A 15,315-nucleotide genomic window follows, 5' to 3' on the forward strand; every position below is an offset into this window, starting at 1 on the left:
GGCCTTCGGCGCCGAAGGCCCGCTCAGCCGCTCAGCGCCGCGATGTTGGCGGCCCGGCGCGCGAACACCGCCTCGCGCCGGTCCGCCATCTGCCGCAGCGCGTCCTTGCGTTCCCGCCCGGACAGCCGGTCCAGGTACACCTGCCCGTCCACATGGTCGGTCTCGTGCGCCAGGCAGCGGGCGAAGTAGCCCGTGCCCTCGATCACGAGCGGTTCGCCGTGCCGGTCGTACCCGCGCACCACGGCCCGGTCCGGACGCGGTACGTCCATCGTGGCGCCCGGCACCGACAGGCAACCCTCGCCCTCGTCGAGCAGCCTGCGGTCAGCGGCGTCCAGCGGCTCCAGCACCGGGTTGACGATGTGCCCGACGTGCCGCACGCCCTCGTCGTCCGGGCAGTCGTACACGAACAGCCGCAGATCGACCCCGACCTGGTTCGCCGCGAGTCCGGCACCGTCCGCGGTGTACATCGTCAGGAACATGTCGTCGATCAGCGCGGCGAGGTCCGGACCGAACTCGGTGACGTCCCGGCACGGCTTGTGCAGGACCTCCTCACCGACCTCGGTGATCCGCCGGACCTGCCCGCGCCGGGCCTCGGGCGCGAGCCTCGGGTACGAGTCGACGGGCCGTCCTTGGACGAAGACGCTCGGCATCTGTCTCTCCCTGTCTGCATGAGGATGCTGTGGGGAGTCATCACAGCAGAACACCCGCAGCGGTCCCAGCGGCAGACCGGCCGTACCCGCAGACGCCTCCTCACGGCCGCCAGGAGAGCCGCCGGCGCCGTCGCCCAGGTGCTGGGCCTCACGAGGGCCGCGGCGGCCTCCTGCGGCAGCAGGGCGCCTCGCCCTTCCCCCGGACATGCCGGGAGGGCCGCTGCCCCCGAGTGGCAGCGGCCCTCAAGCCCGAATGCGTGCGGTCAGAGGACGCGCACGGCGCCCGACGCCGGGTAGCCCGACAGGTCCTGGATGACGACGCCCTTGGACGGGTTGGCCGCGTCCAGGTACTGGCCGTCGCCGATGTAGACACCCACGTGGTACGCGGAGCCCTTGCCGCCCCAGTAGAGGATGTCGCCGACCTGGACGTCGGACAGCGGCACGTCCGTGCCGGCCATCGACTGGTCCTGCGAGACGCGCGGCAGGTCCACACCGACCTGCTTGTACGCGGCCTGCACGAGCGAGGAGCAGTCCCAGGCGTTGGGACCGGTGGCGCCCATGACGTAGGCGTCGCCCACCTGAGCCTTCAGGAAGGCGATGACGGTCGCGACGCTGCCGCTGGAGGGCGCCGACACCGACGTGGAGGCGGACGCGGAGGCGGAGAGCGTGGCGCGCTCGGTGCTGCGCGTGGCGCGCTCGGCGGCGGCCTTGCGGGCGGCCTCGGCGGCCTTCTTCTTGGCCTCCGCCTTCTTCTTCGCCTCGGCGAGGTCCTTCTTGGCCTCCGCAGCGGCCTTGGCGGCGGCGGCGTCACGCTCGGCGCGCAGTTCGTAGTTCGCGGCCGCCTGCTGGGTGGCGGCGGCGGACTGGGCGACCTGAGCGGACAGGTCGGCCGTCAGGGTGGGCAGTTCGATGGTCTGCGTCACCGGCTCGGCGGCGTTCGCCGAGGCCGACGCACCAGCCGCTGCCATGCTGAGAACGCCACCGGCAACTCCGGCACGCAGGGCGATCGAAGAGGTCGCGCTGCGGCGGGGTTTCCGGTGGCTGCGTATGTGAGCGGTGTGGGACATGGGAACAACCGGTACCAGGGGCTCCTTCATATCTTCAAGAAACGTGTGCTGCGCCACAGTTGTTCAACCGGGCCCCCAAAATCCCCGCACGAGGCCCTTTATTGACGCCGTAACGGACATTGCGGGCTCACCGTAACCGGCCTGTGATCACGGTCTTTGATCAATACGCCCGAATTGCCTCGCACCTACCATCGGTGGGGTTGATTGGCCAAGCCCCGTTCTCATGGGCCTCTCATCTGTGTGACGGAGGTCACGGAACGGCCGCCGTCGCGGGCGCGTCCGGCGCCGGAGATCACGACCGGATCACGGCCTCGCGAAGATCGTGAACGAATGCACGCGTCCACACCTCGCTCCGCACGCCCCCTGAGATGTGAACGCGCCTCTATCAAGAGATCGAGTCCATCGCCAATTTGCATGCAAGGGAACTCTCTTGATATTGAGACGCCCCCTCCGGCCTGCGCTGACGAGCCAAAATGTCACCTCTGGTGATCACTCGGACGCTTCGGGTGTGAAGATCACCGCTCATCCGACTTCATGATCGATCGTCAGGTGGTGGAGATCACAAAGCTTGTGCAATACCCCGTGTCGCAGATCACAGAGCGTCGGGCATAAGATGCACGCGGTTGGGCTTGTGACCTGCTTCACATGTTCCCGATCTTCGCCGGGGCAGGCGGGGTTCGCGGGACAGGCGGGGCGGATGTGAGCCCGATGCAAACCGCCAGCAGTCAGTGCCGACTGAGAGGAGCGAGGAGCGGTGAACGCTTATGCGCCCATCCTCGTACTGGGAGCCCTCGGGGCAGGCTTTGCGATCTTCTCCGTGGTCATGGCCACGTTGATCGGGCCCAAGCGGTACAACCGGGCCAAGCTCGAGGCCTACGAATGCGGGATCGAGCCGACCCCCACGCCGGCCGGCGGCGGGCGCTTCCCCATCAAGTACTACCTGACGGCGATGCTCTTCATCGTCTTCGACATCGAGATCGTCTTCCTCTACCCCTGGGCCGTCACCTTCGACGCCCTGGGGATTTTCGGGCTCGTGGAGATGCTGCTCTTCGTGCTCACCGTCTTCGTCGCGTACGCGTACGTATGGCGGCGCGGCGGCCTGGAATGGGACTGAGGGGCCACAAGTCATGGGACTCGAAGAAAAGCTGCCGAGCGGCTTCCTGCTGACCACCGTCGAGCAGGCCGCGGGCTGGGTGCGCAAGTCGTCCGTCTTCCCCGCCACGTTCGGCCTCGCCTGCTGCGCCATCGAGATGATGACCACCGGCGCCGGGCGCTACGACCTGGCGCGCTTCGGCATGGAGGTCTTCCGGGGCTCGCCGCGCCAGGCGGACCTGATGATCGTCGCCGGCCGGGTCAGCCAGAAGATGGCGCCGGTGCTGCGGCAGGTCTACGACCAGATGCCGAACCCGAAGTGGGTGATCTCCATGGGGGTCTGCGCCTCCTCGGGCGGCATGTTCAACAACTACGCCATCGTCCAGGGCGTCGACCACATCGTGCCGGTCGACATCTACCTCCCCGGCTGCCCGCCCCGGCCGGAGATGCTGATGGACGCGATCCTCAAGCTCCACCAGAAGATCCAGACCTCCAAGCTCGGCGTGAACGCCGAGGAGGCGGCCCGCGAGGCGGAGGAGGCGGCGCTCAAGGCCCTGCCCACGATCGAGATGAAGGGGCTGCTGCGGTGAGCGACGCGAACGGCGCCAACGGCGCGAACCCCGAGAAGGACCTCAGCGCGTCGAACCTCCCGGGCCAGCGCGGCCAGGGCGGTGAGGAGATCCGCGTCCAGCGCGGCATGTTCGGCGCGAACAACGGCGGCGACACCTCCGGCTACGGCGGCCTGGTCCGCTCGGTCCGGCTCCCGGGACCGGCGACCCGCCCGTACGGCGGCTGGTTCGACGAGGTCGCCGACGAGCTGGAGGGCGCCCTGGAGGAGCAGGGACTCCTCCCCGAGAACGCCATCGAGAGGACGGTCGTCGACCGCGACGAGCTGACCTTCCACATCGAGCGCGAGCACCTGGTGCGGGTCGCCAGGACCCTGCGCGACGACCCCGCCCTGCGCTTCGAGCTGTGCACCGGCGTCAGCGGCGTCCACTACCCGGACGACAAGGGCCGCGAGCTGCACGCCGTCTACCACCTGCGCTCGATCACCCACAACCGGCTGATCCGCCTGGAGGTCAGCTGCCCCGACAGCGACCCGCACATCCCGTCGCTGTACTCGGTCTATCCGACGAACGACTGGCACGAGCGCGAGACGTACGACTTCTTCGGCATCGTCTTCGACGGCCACCCCGCCCTGACGCGGATCATGATGCCGGACGACTGGCAGGGCTTTCCGCAGCGCAAGGACTATCCCCTCGGCGGCATCCCCGTCGAGTACAAGGGCGCCCAGATCCCGGCTCCGGACCAGCGGAGGTCGTACTCATGAGCACGTCGCACGCATCCGACGCCGCCGCCGCGGCCGCCGCGGCGCGCGAGACCACCGAGGGCACCGTCTACACGGTCACCGGTGGCGACTGGGACGAGGTCGTCCAGTCCGCGGCCCGCGCCGACGACGAGCGCATCGTCGTCAACATGGGCCCGCAGCACCCGTCCACGCACGGCGTGCTCCGCCTGATCCTGGAGATCGACGGCGAGACCGTCACCGAGGCCCGCTGCGGCATCGGCTACCTCCACACCGGCATCGAGAAGAACCTCGAGTACCGGACGTGGACGCAGGGCACCACGTTCGTGACGCGCATGGACTATCTGACGCCGTTCTTCAACGAGACGGCGTACTGCCTCGGCGTGGAGAAGCTCCTCGGCATCGAGGACCAGATCCCGGACCGGGCCTCGATCATCCGCGTACTCCTGATGGAGCTGAACCGGCTCTCCTCGCACCTGGTGTGCATCGCCACCGGCGGCATGGAGCTCGGCGCCACCACGATCATGATCTACGGATTCCGTGATCGTGAACTCATTCTCGATATCTACGAGCTGATCACCGGCCTGCGGATGAACCACGCGTACATCCGCCCCGGCGGACTCGCCCAGGACCTGCCGCCCGGCGCGGTGGACCAGATCCGCGAGTTCGTGAAGAAGATGAAGAAGAACCTCCCGGAGTACGACAAGCTCGCCACCGGGAACCCCATCTTCAAGGCCCGCATGCAGGACATCGGCTACCTCGACCTGGCCGGCTGCATGGCCCTCGGCGCGACGGGCCCGATCCTGCGCTCCACCGGCCTGCCGCACGACCTGCGCAAGACGCAGCCCTACTGCGGCTACGAGACGTACGACTTCGACATCCCGACCGCCGACACCTGCGACGCCTACGGCCGCTTCCTCATCCGCCTGGAGGAGATGCGGCAGTCGCTCAGGATCGTCGAGCAGTGCCTGGACCGGCTCCAGCCCGGCCCGGTCATGGTCGCCGACAAGAAGATCGCCTGGCCGGCCCAGCTCGCCCTGGGTCCCGACGGCCTCGGCAACTCCCTCGACCACATCAAGAAGATCATGGGCACCTCCATGGAGGCCCTGATCCACCACTTCAAGCTGGTCACCGAGGGCTTCCGCGTCCCGCCGGGACAGGCGTACGCGGCGGTCGAGTCGCCCAAGGGCGAACTCGGGGTGCACGTCGTGTCCGACGGCGGCACCCGCCCCTACCGGGTCCACTTCCGCGACCCGTCCTTCACCAACCTGCAGGCCATGGCGGCGATGTGCGAGGGCGGCCAGGTCGCCGACGTCATCGTCGCCGTCGCGTCCATCGACCCCGTGATGGGAGGCGTCGACCGGTGACCACCTCTTCTTCCGAGCGGGGCGTCAGCCTGGGCATGCCCGAACTGCCCGCACCCGCCTACCCGGACGACGTCCGGGCCCGCCTGGAGACCGACGCGCGCGAGATCATCGCCCGCTACCCGGACTCCCGGTCCGCCCTCCTGCCGCTGCTGCACCTCGTGCAGTCCGAGGAAGGCCATGTCACGCGCACCGGCATGCAGTTCTGCGCGGACATGCTCGGCCTCACCACGGCCGAGGTCACCGCCGTCGCCACCTTCTACACCATGTACCGGCGCAAGCCGAGCGGTGACTACCAGGTCGGGGTGTGTACCAACACCCTGTGCGCCGTCATGGGCGGGGACGCGATCTTCGAGGAGCTCCAGCAGCACCTGGGCGTCGGCAACGGCGAGACCACCGACGACGGCAAGGTCACCCTGGAGCACATCGAGTGCAACGCCGCCTGCGACTTCGCGCCGGTCGTGATGGTCAACTGGGAGTTCTTCGACAACCAGACCCCGTCGAGCGCCAAACGCCTCGTCGACGACCTGCGCGAGGGGCGGCCGGTCACCCCCACGCGCGGGGCACCGATGTGCACCTTCAAGGAGACCGCCCGGGTCCTGGCCGGTTTCCCCGACGAGCGGGACGGGGCCGTCGAGTCCGGGGGAAGCGCGGGACCCGCCTCCCTGGTCGGCCTGAAGCTCGCCAAGGGCGAGTCCGCCCCCGCGCGCGTGGTGCATCCGCGCGGGGAGGCGCCCCGGGACGACACGCCGCACGAGCCGTCACCGACGGAGCACCTGAGCTCGCACGACGCGCCGCAGGACACGTCGGCCTCCGACCCCGCCCACCCGGCCGGGCCTGTCGCCGAGGAGGGGGAGTGATGACCTTGGCACCCGAGCTGAAAGACATGAGCCCCGAGAAGCTGCTCGCACCGGTGCTGTCGGCCTTCTGGGACGAGGACAGGTCCTGGACGCTGGACGTGTACCGGCGGCACGACGGGTACGAAGGGCTGCGCAAGGCGCTCGCCATGTCGCCGGACGACGTGATCGCGTACGTCAAGGAGTCCGGTCTGCGCGGACGCGGCGGCGCGGGCTTCCCCACGGGCATGAAGTGGCAGTTCATTCCCCAGGGGGATGGAAAGCCGCACTATCTAGTTGTCAACGCCGACGAGTCGGAGCCCGGGACGTGCAAGGACATCCCGCTCCTCTTCGCGAACCCGCACAGCCTCATCGAGGGCATGATCATCGCGTGTTACGCCATCAGGTCTTCGCATGCGTTCATCTATCTGCGTGGTGAAGTCGTCCCGGTGCTGCGGCGGTTGCACTCGGCCGTCCGCGAGGCCTATGAGGCGGGCTTCCTCGGCGAGAACATCCTGGACAGCGGACTCGACCTCGACATCACCGTGCACGCGGGCGCGGGCGCGTACATCTGCGGTGAGGAGACCGCACTGCTGGACTCGCTCGAAGGCCGCCGGGGTCAACCGCGGCTTCGTCCCCCCTTCCCTGCCGTCGCGGGCCTCTACGCGTGCCCGACTGTGGTGAACAACGTCGAGTCGATCGCGTCGGTTCCCGCGATCATGAACCGGGGCAAGGAATGGTTCCGGTCGATGGGGAGTGAGAAGTCGCCCGGCTTCACGCTCTACTCCCTGTCCGGCCATGTCGCCGGCCCCGGCCAGTACGAGGCGCCGCTCGGGATCACGCTCCGCCAGCTCCTCGACATGAGCGGCGGAATGCGCCCCGGGCACCGCCTCAAGTTCTGGACGCCGGGCGGCTCCTCGACCCCGATGTTCACCGACGAGCATCTCGACGTCCCTCTTGATTACGAAGGAGTGGGCGCCGCGGGTTCCATGCTCGGCACAAAAGCTCTCCAGTGCTTCGACGAGACGACCTGCGTGGTGCGGGCCGTGACGCGCTGGACCGAGTTCTACGCCCACGAGTCCTGCGGCAAGTGCACGCCCTGCCGCGAAGGGACCTACTGGCTCGTGCAGTTGCTGCGCGACATCGAGGCCGGCAAGGGACGGATGTCCGACCTCGACAAGCTGAACGACATCGCCGACAACATCAACGGCAAGTCCTTCTGCGCCCTCGGCGACGGCGCCGCCTCGCCGATCTTCTCCTCGCTCAAGTACTTCCGCGAGGAGTACGAGCAGCACATCACGGGCCGGGGCTGCCCCTTCGACCCGGCCAAGTCGACGGCCTGGGCCGACCGCACGGAGGTGAACGCATGACCGTGACCACCAGCTCTCCCGCGGGTGGGGGAGAGGCGGCGGTCCCGCCGGAGGACCTCGTGACGCTGACGATCGACGGCATCGAGATCAGCGTGCCCAAGGGCACCCTGGTCATCCGGGCCGCCGAACAGCTCGGCATCGAGATCCCCCGGTTCTGCGACCACCCCCTCCTCGACCCGGCCGGCGCCTGCCGGCAGTGCATCGTCGACGTCGAGGGCCAGCGCAAGCCCATGGCGTCCTGCACCATCACCTGCACCGACGGGATGGTCGTCAAGACCCACCTCACCTCCCCGGTCGCCGAGAAGGCCCAGAAGGGTGTGATGGAGCTCCTGCTCATCAACCACCCGCTGGACTGCCCGGTCTGCGACAAGGGCGGCGAGTGCCCGCTGCAGAACCAGGCGATGTCGCACGGCGATGCCGAGTCCCGCTTCGAGGGCCGCAAGCGGACCTACGAGAAGCCCGTCCCGATCTCCACGCAGGTGCTGCTCGACCGTGAGCGGTGCGTGCTGTGCGCCCGCTGCACCCGGTTCTCCAACCAGGTCGCGGGCGACCCGATGATCGAGCTGATCGAGCGGGGCGCGCTCCAGCAGGTCGGCACCGGCGAGGGCGACCCGTTCGAGTCGTACTTCTCCGGCAACACCATCCAGATCTGCCCCGTGGGAGCGCTGACCTCGGCGGCGTACCGATTCCGCTCCCGCCCCTTCGACCTGGTCTCCTCCCCGTCGGTGTGCGAGCACTGCTCCGGCGGCTGCGCCACGCGCACCGACCACCGGCGCGGCAAGGTCATGCGGCGGCTGGCCGCCGACGACCCCGAGGTCAACGAGGAGTGGATCTGCGACAAGGGGCGGTTCGGGTTCCGGTACGCGCAGCAGCGGGACCGGCTTCAGACGCCGCTGGTGCGCAACGCCGAGGGCGAACTGGAACCGGCCTCCTGGCCGGAGGCGCTCCAGATCGCGGCCCAGGGGCTGCTGGCCTCCCGGGGCCGCACCGGTGTGCTGACCGGCGGCCGGCTCACCATCGAGGACGCCTACGCGTACAGCAAGTTCGCGCGCGTGGCGCTCGACACCAACGACATCGACTTCCGCGCGCGCGTGCACAGCAGTGAGGAGGCCGACTTCCTCGCCGCCCAGGTCGCCGGGCGCGGCCGGGACCTCGACGGTACGGGCGTCACGTACACCGCACTGGAGAAGGCACCGGCCGTCCTGCTGGTCGGGTTCGAGGCGGAGGAGGAGGCGCCCGGCGTCTTCCTGCGGCTGCGCAAGGCCTGGCGCAAGCACGGGCAGAAGGTCTTCTCGCTGGCCACGCACGCCACGCGCGGTCTGGAGAAGGCCGGCGGGACGCTGCTGCCGGCCGCCCCCGGCACCGAGACCGAGTGGCTGGACGCGCTCGCGGGCAACGTCGGCCTGGAGGGTGACGGCGCCGCGGCCGCCGAGGCGCTGCGCGCCGAGGGCGCCGTGATCGTCGTCGGTGAGCGGCTGGCCGCGGTGGCCGGCGGTCTGACCGCCGCCGTACGCATCTCCTCCGCGACCGGTGCCCGGCTGGCGTGGATCCCGCGCCGGGCCGGGGAACGCGGCGCCGTCGAGGCGGGCGCGCTGCCGTCGCTGCTGCCGGGCGGACGTCCGGCCACCGACCCACGCGCGCGTGACGAGGTCGCCACCGTCTGGGGCGTGGCAGGTCTCCCGCACCGCTACGGCCGTGACACAGGCCAGATCGTGGAGGCCGCCGCGACCGGCGAGCTCCAGGCCCTGCTGGTGGCGGGCGTCGAGATCGCCGACCTGCCCGACCCGGCACGCGCGCGTGCGGCACTCGACGAGGTCGGCTTCCTGGTCTCGCTCGAACTGCGGCCCGGCGAGATCACCCGCAAGGCCGATGTCGTCCTGCCCGTCGCCGCGGTCGCCGAGAAGGCCGGCACCTTCCTCAACTGGGAAGGCCGGGTCCGCTTCTTCGAGGCCGCGCTCAAGCCCGACCACATGACCCGCCGCCTCGCGCCCACCGACGCGCGCGTGCTGCAGATGGTGGCCGACGCCATGGACGTCCACCTCGGACTGCCCGATCTGCGCACCGTACGGGCGGAGATCGACCGGCTCGGCGCCTGGGACGGCCCGCGGGCCACCGAACCCCTGGAGACGGCCGGCGCCCTGCCCCGTCCGGCCGCCGGTGAGGCCGTGCTCGCCGGACACCGGCTGCTGCTCGACCAGGGCGTCCTCCAGCAGGGCGACGAGGCGCTCGCCGGCACCCGGCACGCCGCACACGCGCGTGTGTCGGCCGCGACGGCCGCCGAGGCGGGCGTCAAGGACGGCGACCTCCTCGCGGTGACCGGCCCCCAGGGCGTCGTCGAACTCCCGCTCCAGATCAGTGAGATGCCCGACCGGGTGGTGTGGCTCCCGCTGAACTCCACGGGCGGCGGCGTCGCCTCCGACGCCGGGGCGCGGCCCGGCTCCCTCGTCCGCATCGGACCGGCGACCCTCGCCGGCGAGGCCCCCAAGGAGGTGGAGGCATGAGCCCGTCGTCCCTCGCTGCTGCAGACCTCTCGATGTTCGGCACCGACCCCTGGTGGCTGGTCGTCATCAAGGCGGTGTTCTGCTTCGCCTTCCTGATGGTGACCGTGCTGATCTCCATCGTCATGGAGCGCAAGGTCGTCGCCTGGATGCAGCTGCGCATCGGCCCCAACCGGCACGGCCCCTGGGGGATGCTCCAGTCGCTCGCCGACGGCATCAAGCTGATGCTCAAGGAAGACGTCGTCGTCAAGCGCGCGGACAAGGCGGTGTACGTCCTCGCGCCGATCGTCGCGGCCATCCCGGCCTTCATGGCGATCGCGGTGATCCCCTTCGGCCCGGCCGGCAACGAGATCTCGATCTTCGGCCAGCGCACCACGATGCAGCTCACCGACCTGCCGATCGCGATGCTCTACATCCTCGCGGTCGCCTCCGTCGGCATCTACGGCATCGTGCTGGCGGGCTGGAGCTCGGGATCGACGTATCCGCTGCTGGGCGGTCTGCGGTCCTGCGCGCAGATGATCTCGTACGAGATCGCGATGGGCGCCGCCTTCGCCTCCGTGTTCCTCTACTCGGGGTCGATGTCGACGTCGACGATCGTCGAGCAGCAGACCGACCGCTGGTACATCCTGCTGCTGCCGCTCTCCTTCGTCATCTACATCGTGACGATGGTCGGCGAGACCAACCGAGCCCCGTTCGACATGCCGGAGTCCGAGGGCGACCTGGTCGGCGGCTTCAACACCGAGTACTCGTCGATCAAGTTCGCGATGTTCATGCTCGCCGAGTACGTCAACATGGTGACCGTCTCGGCCGTCGCCACGACGCTGTTCCTCGGCGGCTGGCGGGCCCCCTGGCCGATCAGCACCTTCTGGGAGGGCGCGAACCACGGCTGGTGGCCGATGCTCTGGTTCACGGTCAAGGTCCAGTTGCTGTTGTTCATGTTCATCTGGATCCGCGGCACGCTCCCCCGCGTGCGCTACGACCAGCTGATGAAGCTCGGCTGGAAGGTCCTCATCCCGGTCTCGCTGGTCTGGCTGATGCTCGTCGCCAGCGTGCGCGCCCTGCGGAACGAGGGCTACGACTTCGCCGACATCGCCCTCTACGTCGGCGGCGGCGTGCTGGCCCTGCTGGTGCTCTCCTTCGTCGTCGACATGTTCCGCGAGAAGGCGAAGGAGGACGGGCAGCCGGGCGAGACCCCGGTCGCCTTCGACCCGATGGCGGGCGGATTCCCCGTACCGCCCCTGCCGGGACAGGAGCTTCCAGCAGTCCCGCGGCGCCGCTCGCGCCGTGAGCGGGAGCTGATTGTCAGTGGTGGGCCCGATACTCAGAGTGACGGATCTCTGGGCGGAACTACGGATGGAAAGGAGGCGTCCGATGGCTGAGGAACCGAAGGACACCAAGCCCGGTTTCCAGAACCCGGTGGCCGGCTTCGGCGTGACCTTCAAGGCCATGTTCAAGAAGCGGCTGACCGAGCAGTACCCGGAGCAGCAGAAGACCACGGCTCCGCGCTTCCACGGACGGCACCAGCTCAACCGCCATCCCGACGGCCTGGAGAAGTGCGTCGGCTGCGAACTGTGCGCGTGGGCCTGCCCCGCCGACGCGATCTACGTGGAGGGCGCGGACAACACCGACGAGGAGCGCTACTCGCCGGGCGAGCGGTACGGCCGCGTCTACCAGATCAACTACGCCCGCTGCATCCTGTGCGGCCTGTGCATCGAGGCGTGCCCCACGCGCGCGCTGACGATGACGAACGAGTTCGAGCTCGCCGACTCCAGCCGGGCCAACCTCATCTACACCAAGGAGCAGCTGCTCGCCGGCCTGGAGGAGGGCATGGTCGACACGCCCCACGCCATCTACCCGGGCACGGACGAGCAGGACTACTACCGGGGCCTGGTCACCGAGGCCGCGCCCGGTACGGAGCGGCAGGTCGCCCACTCCAAGGGCGAGGTCGTCCAGGAGGCCGACTCGACCTTCGGCGGGACGGAACCGGCGTCGGAGAAGGTGATCGGCCGATGACCACCCAGCTCGCCGCCTACTCCACCTCCACCGGAGAGGCCGTCCAGTTCTGGATCCTCGGGACGGTCGCGGTGATCGGCGCCCTGTGCACCATCCTCATGAAGAGGGCCGTGCACAGTGCCCTCTGCCTCGCCGGGACCATGATCATCCTGGCGGTGTTCTACCTCGCCAACGGCGCCTACTTCCTGGGCGTCGTGCAGATCATCGTCTACACCGGCGCGATCATGATGCTGTTCCTGTTCGTGGTGATGCTCGTCGGCGTCACCGCGGCGGACTCCCTGAAGGAGACCATCAAGGGCCAGCGCTGGCTGGCCCTGCTGTGCGGCCTCGGCTTCGGCGTCCTGCTGATCGCCGGCATCGGCAACGCCTCCCTGAAGGAGTTCAACGGCATCGGCCAGGCGAACGCCGGCGGCAACGTGCAGGGCATCGCCACCCTCCTCTTCACCCGTTACGTCTTCGCGTTCGAGATCACCGGCGCCCTGCTCATCACGGCCGCCGTCGGCGCCATGGTGCTCACGCACCGCGAGCGCACCGAGCGCGCCAAGACGCAGCGGGAGCTCTCCGAGGAGCGGGTCCGCGAAGGAAAGCAGCTGCCGCCCCTGCCGGCGCCCGGTGTGTACGCCCGGCACAACGCGGTCGACATCGCGGGCCTGCTGCCCGACGGCACACCGTCCGACCTCACCGTCAGCAAGACGCTGCGGGAGCGGGGCCAGATCCGGGACGTGTCGCAGGAGGCGCTCAACGACCTGCGGGCCCTGGAGCAGCGTGCCGAGGAGCGCCTGGAGCGGAAGGCCATCGAGCCGACCACGTTCAAGCGGCCCGAGGAGGCGTCGAAATGAACCCGGTCAACTATCTGTATCTCGCGGCCCTGTTGTTCACGATCGGCGCCACCGGCGTACTGATCCGGCGCAACGCGATCGTCGTGTTCATGTGCATCGAGCTCATGCTCAACGCCTGCAACCTCGCGTTCGTCGCCTTCTCCCGGATGCACGGCAACCTCGACGGCCAGATCATCGCCTTCTTCACGATGGTCGTCGCCGCCGCGGAGGTCGTGGTCGGGCTCGCGATCATCGTGTCCCTGTTCCGCGCCCGCCACTCGGCCTCGGTCGACGACGCCAGCCTGATGAAGCTGTAAGGGGTCGGAAGAATCGTGGAGAACCTGATTGCGCTGCTGGTGGCGGCGCCTCTGCTCGGAGCGGCGGTCCTGCTGTGCGGCGGACGCCGGCTGGACGCCGTCGGCCACTGGATCGGCACGCTGCTCGCGGCCGCCTCCTTCGTGCTCGGCCTGGTGCTGTTCAGCGACATGCTCGCCCAGGCGCCCGAGAACCGCGTCATGAGCCAGCACCTGTTCAGCTGGATCCCGGTCGAGGGCTTCCAGGCGGACGTCGCCTTCCAGCTCGACCAGCTGTCCATGACGTTCGTCCTGCTCATCACGGGCGTCGGATCGCTGATCCACCTCTACTCCGTCGGGTACATGGAGCACGACGAGCGGCGCCGCCGCTTCTTCGGCTACCTGAACCTGTTCCTCGCGGCGATGCTGCTGCTCGTCCTCGCCGACAACTACCTGCTGCTGTACGTCGGCTGGGAGGGCGTCGGTCTCGCCTCCTACCTGCTGATCGGCTTCTGGCAGCACAAGCCCAGCGCCGCGACGGCCGCGAAGAAGGCCTTCCTGGTCAACCGCGTCGGCGACATGGGCCTGTCCATCGCGATCATGCTGATGTTCCTGTGGTTCGGCACCTTCGCCTTCGGGCCGGTGCTCGGCAGCCACACGGAGGCCGGGCTCGCCGGTGCCGCCGGTGAGGACAAGCTGACCGCGATCGCGCTGATGCTGCTGCTCGCCGCCTGCGGCAAGTCCGCCCAGGTGCCGCTGCAGTCCTGGCTCGGGGACGCGATGGAGGGCCCGACCCCGGTCTCGGCCCTGATCCACGCCGCGACCATGGTGACGGCGGGCGTGTACCTGATCGTCCGTTCCGCGGCCGTCTTCAACGGCGCCCCGGACGCGCAGCTGGTCGTGACGATCGTCGGCGCGGTCACGCTCCTCTTCGGTGCGATCGTCGGTTGCGCGAAGGACGACATCAAGAAGGCCCTGGCCGGTTCGACCATGTCGCAGATCGGCTACATGATCCTCGCCGCGGGCCTCGGCCCCATCGGCTACGTCTTCGCCATCATGCACCTGGTGACGCACGGCTTCTTCAAGGCCGGGCTCTTCCTCGGCGCCGGTTCGGTCATGCACGGCATGAACGACGAGGTGGACATGAGGAGGTACGGCGGTCTGAGGAAGTACATGCCGATCACCTTCGTCACCTTCGGCCTCGGTTACCTCGCGATCATCGGCTTCCCGGGTCTGTCCGGCTTCTTCTCCAAGGACAAGATCATCGAGGCGGCGTTCGCCAAGGGCGGCACCGAGGGCTGGATCCTCGGCGCCTGCGCCCTGCTCGGCGCGGCCATCACCGCGTTCTACATGACGCGCGTGATGCTGATGACGTTCTTCGGTGAGGAGCGCTGGCGCAACGCCCCGACGCCGTCCCCGGCCGAACCGGACGTGGAGCCCGCCGCCGAGACGCGCGGCGAGTACACCCCGCCCCACCCGCACGAGTCGCCCAAGATCATGACGATCCCGATGATCGTGCTGGCCGTCGGATCGGTGGCCGGCGGTGCGTTCTTCAGCATCGGCGACCGCTTCCTGCACTGGCTGGAGCCGATCACCGGGCACAGCCACGGCAACCCGCCGATCAGCGCGGGTGTCGTCACCGGTGCGACCGTCGCGTGCATGATCATCGGCGTCGCCGTCGCCTGGGCGCAGTACGGACGCCGCCCGGTCCCGGCCGTCGCCCCGCGCGGCTCGCTGCTCACCCGGGCCGCCCGGCGTGACCTGCTCCAGGACGACTTCAACCACGTCGTCCTGGTCCGCGGCGGCGAGCACCTCACGCGGTCCCTGGTCTACGTCGACCACACCCTGGTCGACGGCGTCGTCAACGGCACGGCGGCCTCGGTCGGCGGCCTCTCCGGGCGGATGCGCAGGCTGCAGAACGGCTTCGCCCGCTCCTACGCGGTCTCGATGTTCGGCGGCGCGGCGGTCATCGTCGCCGCGACCCTGCTGATGAGGGCGGTCTGATACC

14 protein-coding genes are annotated in these 15,315 nt (G+C 69.3%); 12 read left to right on the forward strand and 2 right to left on the reverse strand.

Translation table 11 applies throughout. The features are described from left to right. Positions 1–23 precede the first annotated feature (23 nt). Together def and CCL05_RS25305 are read right to left on the reverse strand one after the other, a co-directional pair. Positions 24–650, reverse strand: coding sequence for a peptide deformylase (gene def / locus CCL05_RS25300; protein WP_086562795.1), 627 nt, complete (start codon positions 648–650; stop codon positions 24–26). Positions 651–913: 263 nt separating this feature from the next. Next, entirely contained in the window at positions 914–1,747 is an 834-nt protein-coding gene (locus tag CCL05_RS25305; RefSeq protein WP_086562796.1) for a C40 family peptidase, read from the reverse strand. A gap of 724 nt (positions 1,748–2,471) precedes the next feature. On the opposite strand from CCL05_RS25305, the gene CCL05_RS25310 reads away from it, so the two are divergent. Genes CCL05_RS25310 through nuoL form a run of 12 tightly spaced genes read left to right on the forward strand, consistent with a single transcriptional unit; the run spans position 2,472 to position 15,311 of the window. Next, on the forward strand, positions 2,472–2,831 hold the full coding sequence (locus CCL05_RS25310; RefSeq protein ID WP_003992243.1) for an NADH-quinone oxidoreductase subunit A: 360 nt from the start codon (positions 2,472–2,474) through the stop codon (positions 2,829–2,831). A gap of 13 nt (positions 2,832–2,844) precedes the next feature. Beyond that, positions 2,845–3,399, forward strand: a complete 555-nt coding sequence (locus CCL05_RS25315; RefSeq protein WP_010041554.1) for a NuoB/complex I 20 kDa subunit family protein — start codon at positions 2,845–2,847, stop codon at positions 3,397–3,399. Continuing rightward, a complete protein-coding gene (locus CCL05_RS25320) occupies positions 3,396–4,139 on the forward strand; it encodes an NADH-quinone oxidoreductase subunit C (RefSeq protein WP_086562797.1) in 744 nt (247 codons plus the stop codon). The genes CCL05_RS25315 and CCL05_RS25320 overlap by 4 nt, the downstream gene beginning before the upstream one ends. Next, positions 4,136–5,482, forward strand: coding sequence for an NADH-quinone oxidoreductase subunit D (locus tag CCL05_RS25325; RefSeq protein WP_086562798.1), 1,347 nt, complete (start codon positions 4,136–4,138; stop codon positions 5,480–5,482). The genes CCL05_RS25320 and CCL05_RS25325 overlap by 4 nt, the downstream gene beginning before the upstream one ends. After that, positions 5,479–6,339 (forward strand): NADH-quinone oxidoreductase subunit NuoE, encoded by an 861-nt coding sequence (gene nuoE / locus CCL05_RS25330; RefSeq protein WP_086562799.1) that lies wholly within the window; start codon positions 5,479–5,481, stop codon positions 6,337–6,339. Before CCL05_RS25325 ends, nuoE begins: the two co-directional genes overlap by 4 nt. After that, complete coding sequence (gene nuoF, locus CCL05_RS25335) at positions 6,339–7,685, forward strand: NADH-quinone oxidoreductase subunit NuoF (RefSeq protein ID WP_086562800.1); 1,347 nt, start codon at positions 6,339–6,341, stop codon at positions 7,683–7,685. Before nuoE ends, nuoF begins: the two co-directional genes overlap by 1 nt. Next, positions 7,682–10,186 carry an NADH-quinone oxidoreductase subunit G gene (locus tag CCL05_RS25340; RefSeq protein WP_086562801.1) on the forward strand — a complete coding sequence of 835 codons (2,505 nt, stop codon included), beginning with the start codon at positions 7,682–7,684 and terminating at the stop codon, positions 10,184–10,186. Before nuoF ends, CCL05_RS25340 begins: the two co-directional genes overlap by 4 nt. After that, positions 10,183–11,562, forward strand: a complete 1,380-nt coding sequence (nuoH, locus tag CCL05_RS25345; protein WP_086562802.1) for an NADH-quinone oxidoreductase subunit NuoH — start codon at positions 10,183–10,185, stop codon at positions 11,560–11,562. The genes CCL05_RS25340 and nuoH overlap by 4 nt, the downstream gene beginning before the upstream one ends. After that, a complete protein-coding gene (gene nuoI / locus CCL05_RS25350; RefSeq protein WP_010041534.1) occupies positions 11,555–12,196 on the forward strand; it encodes an NADH-quinone oxidoreductase subunit NuoI in 642 nt (213 codons plus the stop codon). Before nuoH ends, nuoI begins: the two co-directional genes overlap by 8 nt. Next, entirely contained in the window at positions 12,193–13,035 is an 843-nt protein-coding gene (locus CCL05_RS25355; protein ID WP_086562803.1) for an NADH-quinone oxidoreductase subunit J, read from the forward strand. The genes nuoI and CCL05_RS25355 overlap by 4 nt, the downstream gene beginning before the upstream one ends. Beyond that, on the forward strand, positions 13,032–13,331 hold the full coding sequence (gene nuoK / locus CCL05_RS25360; RefSeq protein WP_003992252.1) for an NADH-quinone oxidoreductase subunit NuoK: 300 nt from the start codon (positions 13,032–13,034) through the stop codon (positions 13,329–13,331). Before CCL05_RS25355 ends, nuoK begins: the two co-directional genes overlap by 4 nt. A gap of 15 nt (positions 13,332–13,346) precedes the next feature. Next, positions 13,347–15,311, forward strand: a complete 1,965-nt coding sequence (gene nuoL, locus CCL05_RS25365) for an NADH-quinone oxidoreductase subunit L (RefSeq protein ID WP_086562804.1) — start codon at positions 13,347–13,349, stop codon at positions 15,309–15,311. Positions 15,312–15,315: the final 4 nt, after the last annotated feature.

The organism is Streptomyces africanus (assembly GCF_002150735.1).
Lineage (GTDB): Bacteria > Actinomycetota > Actinomycetes > Streptomycetales > Streptomycetaceae > Streptomyces > Streptomyces africanus.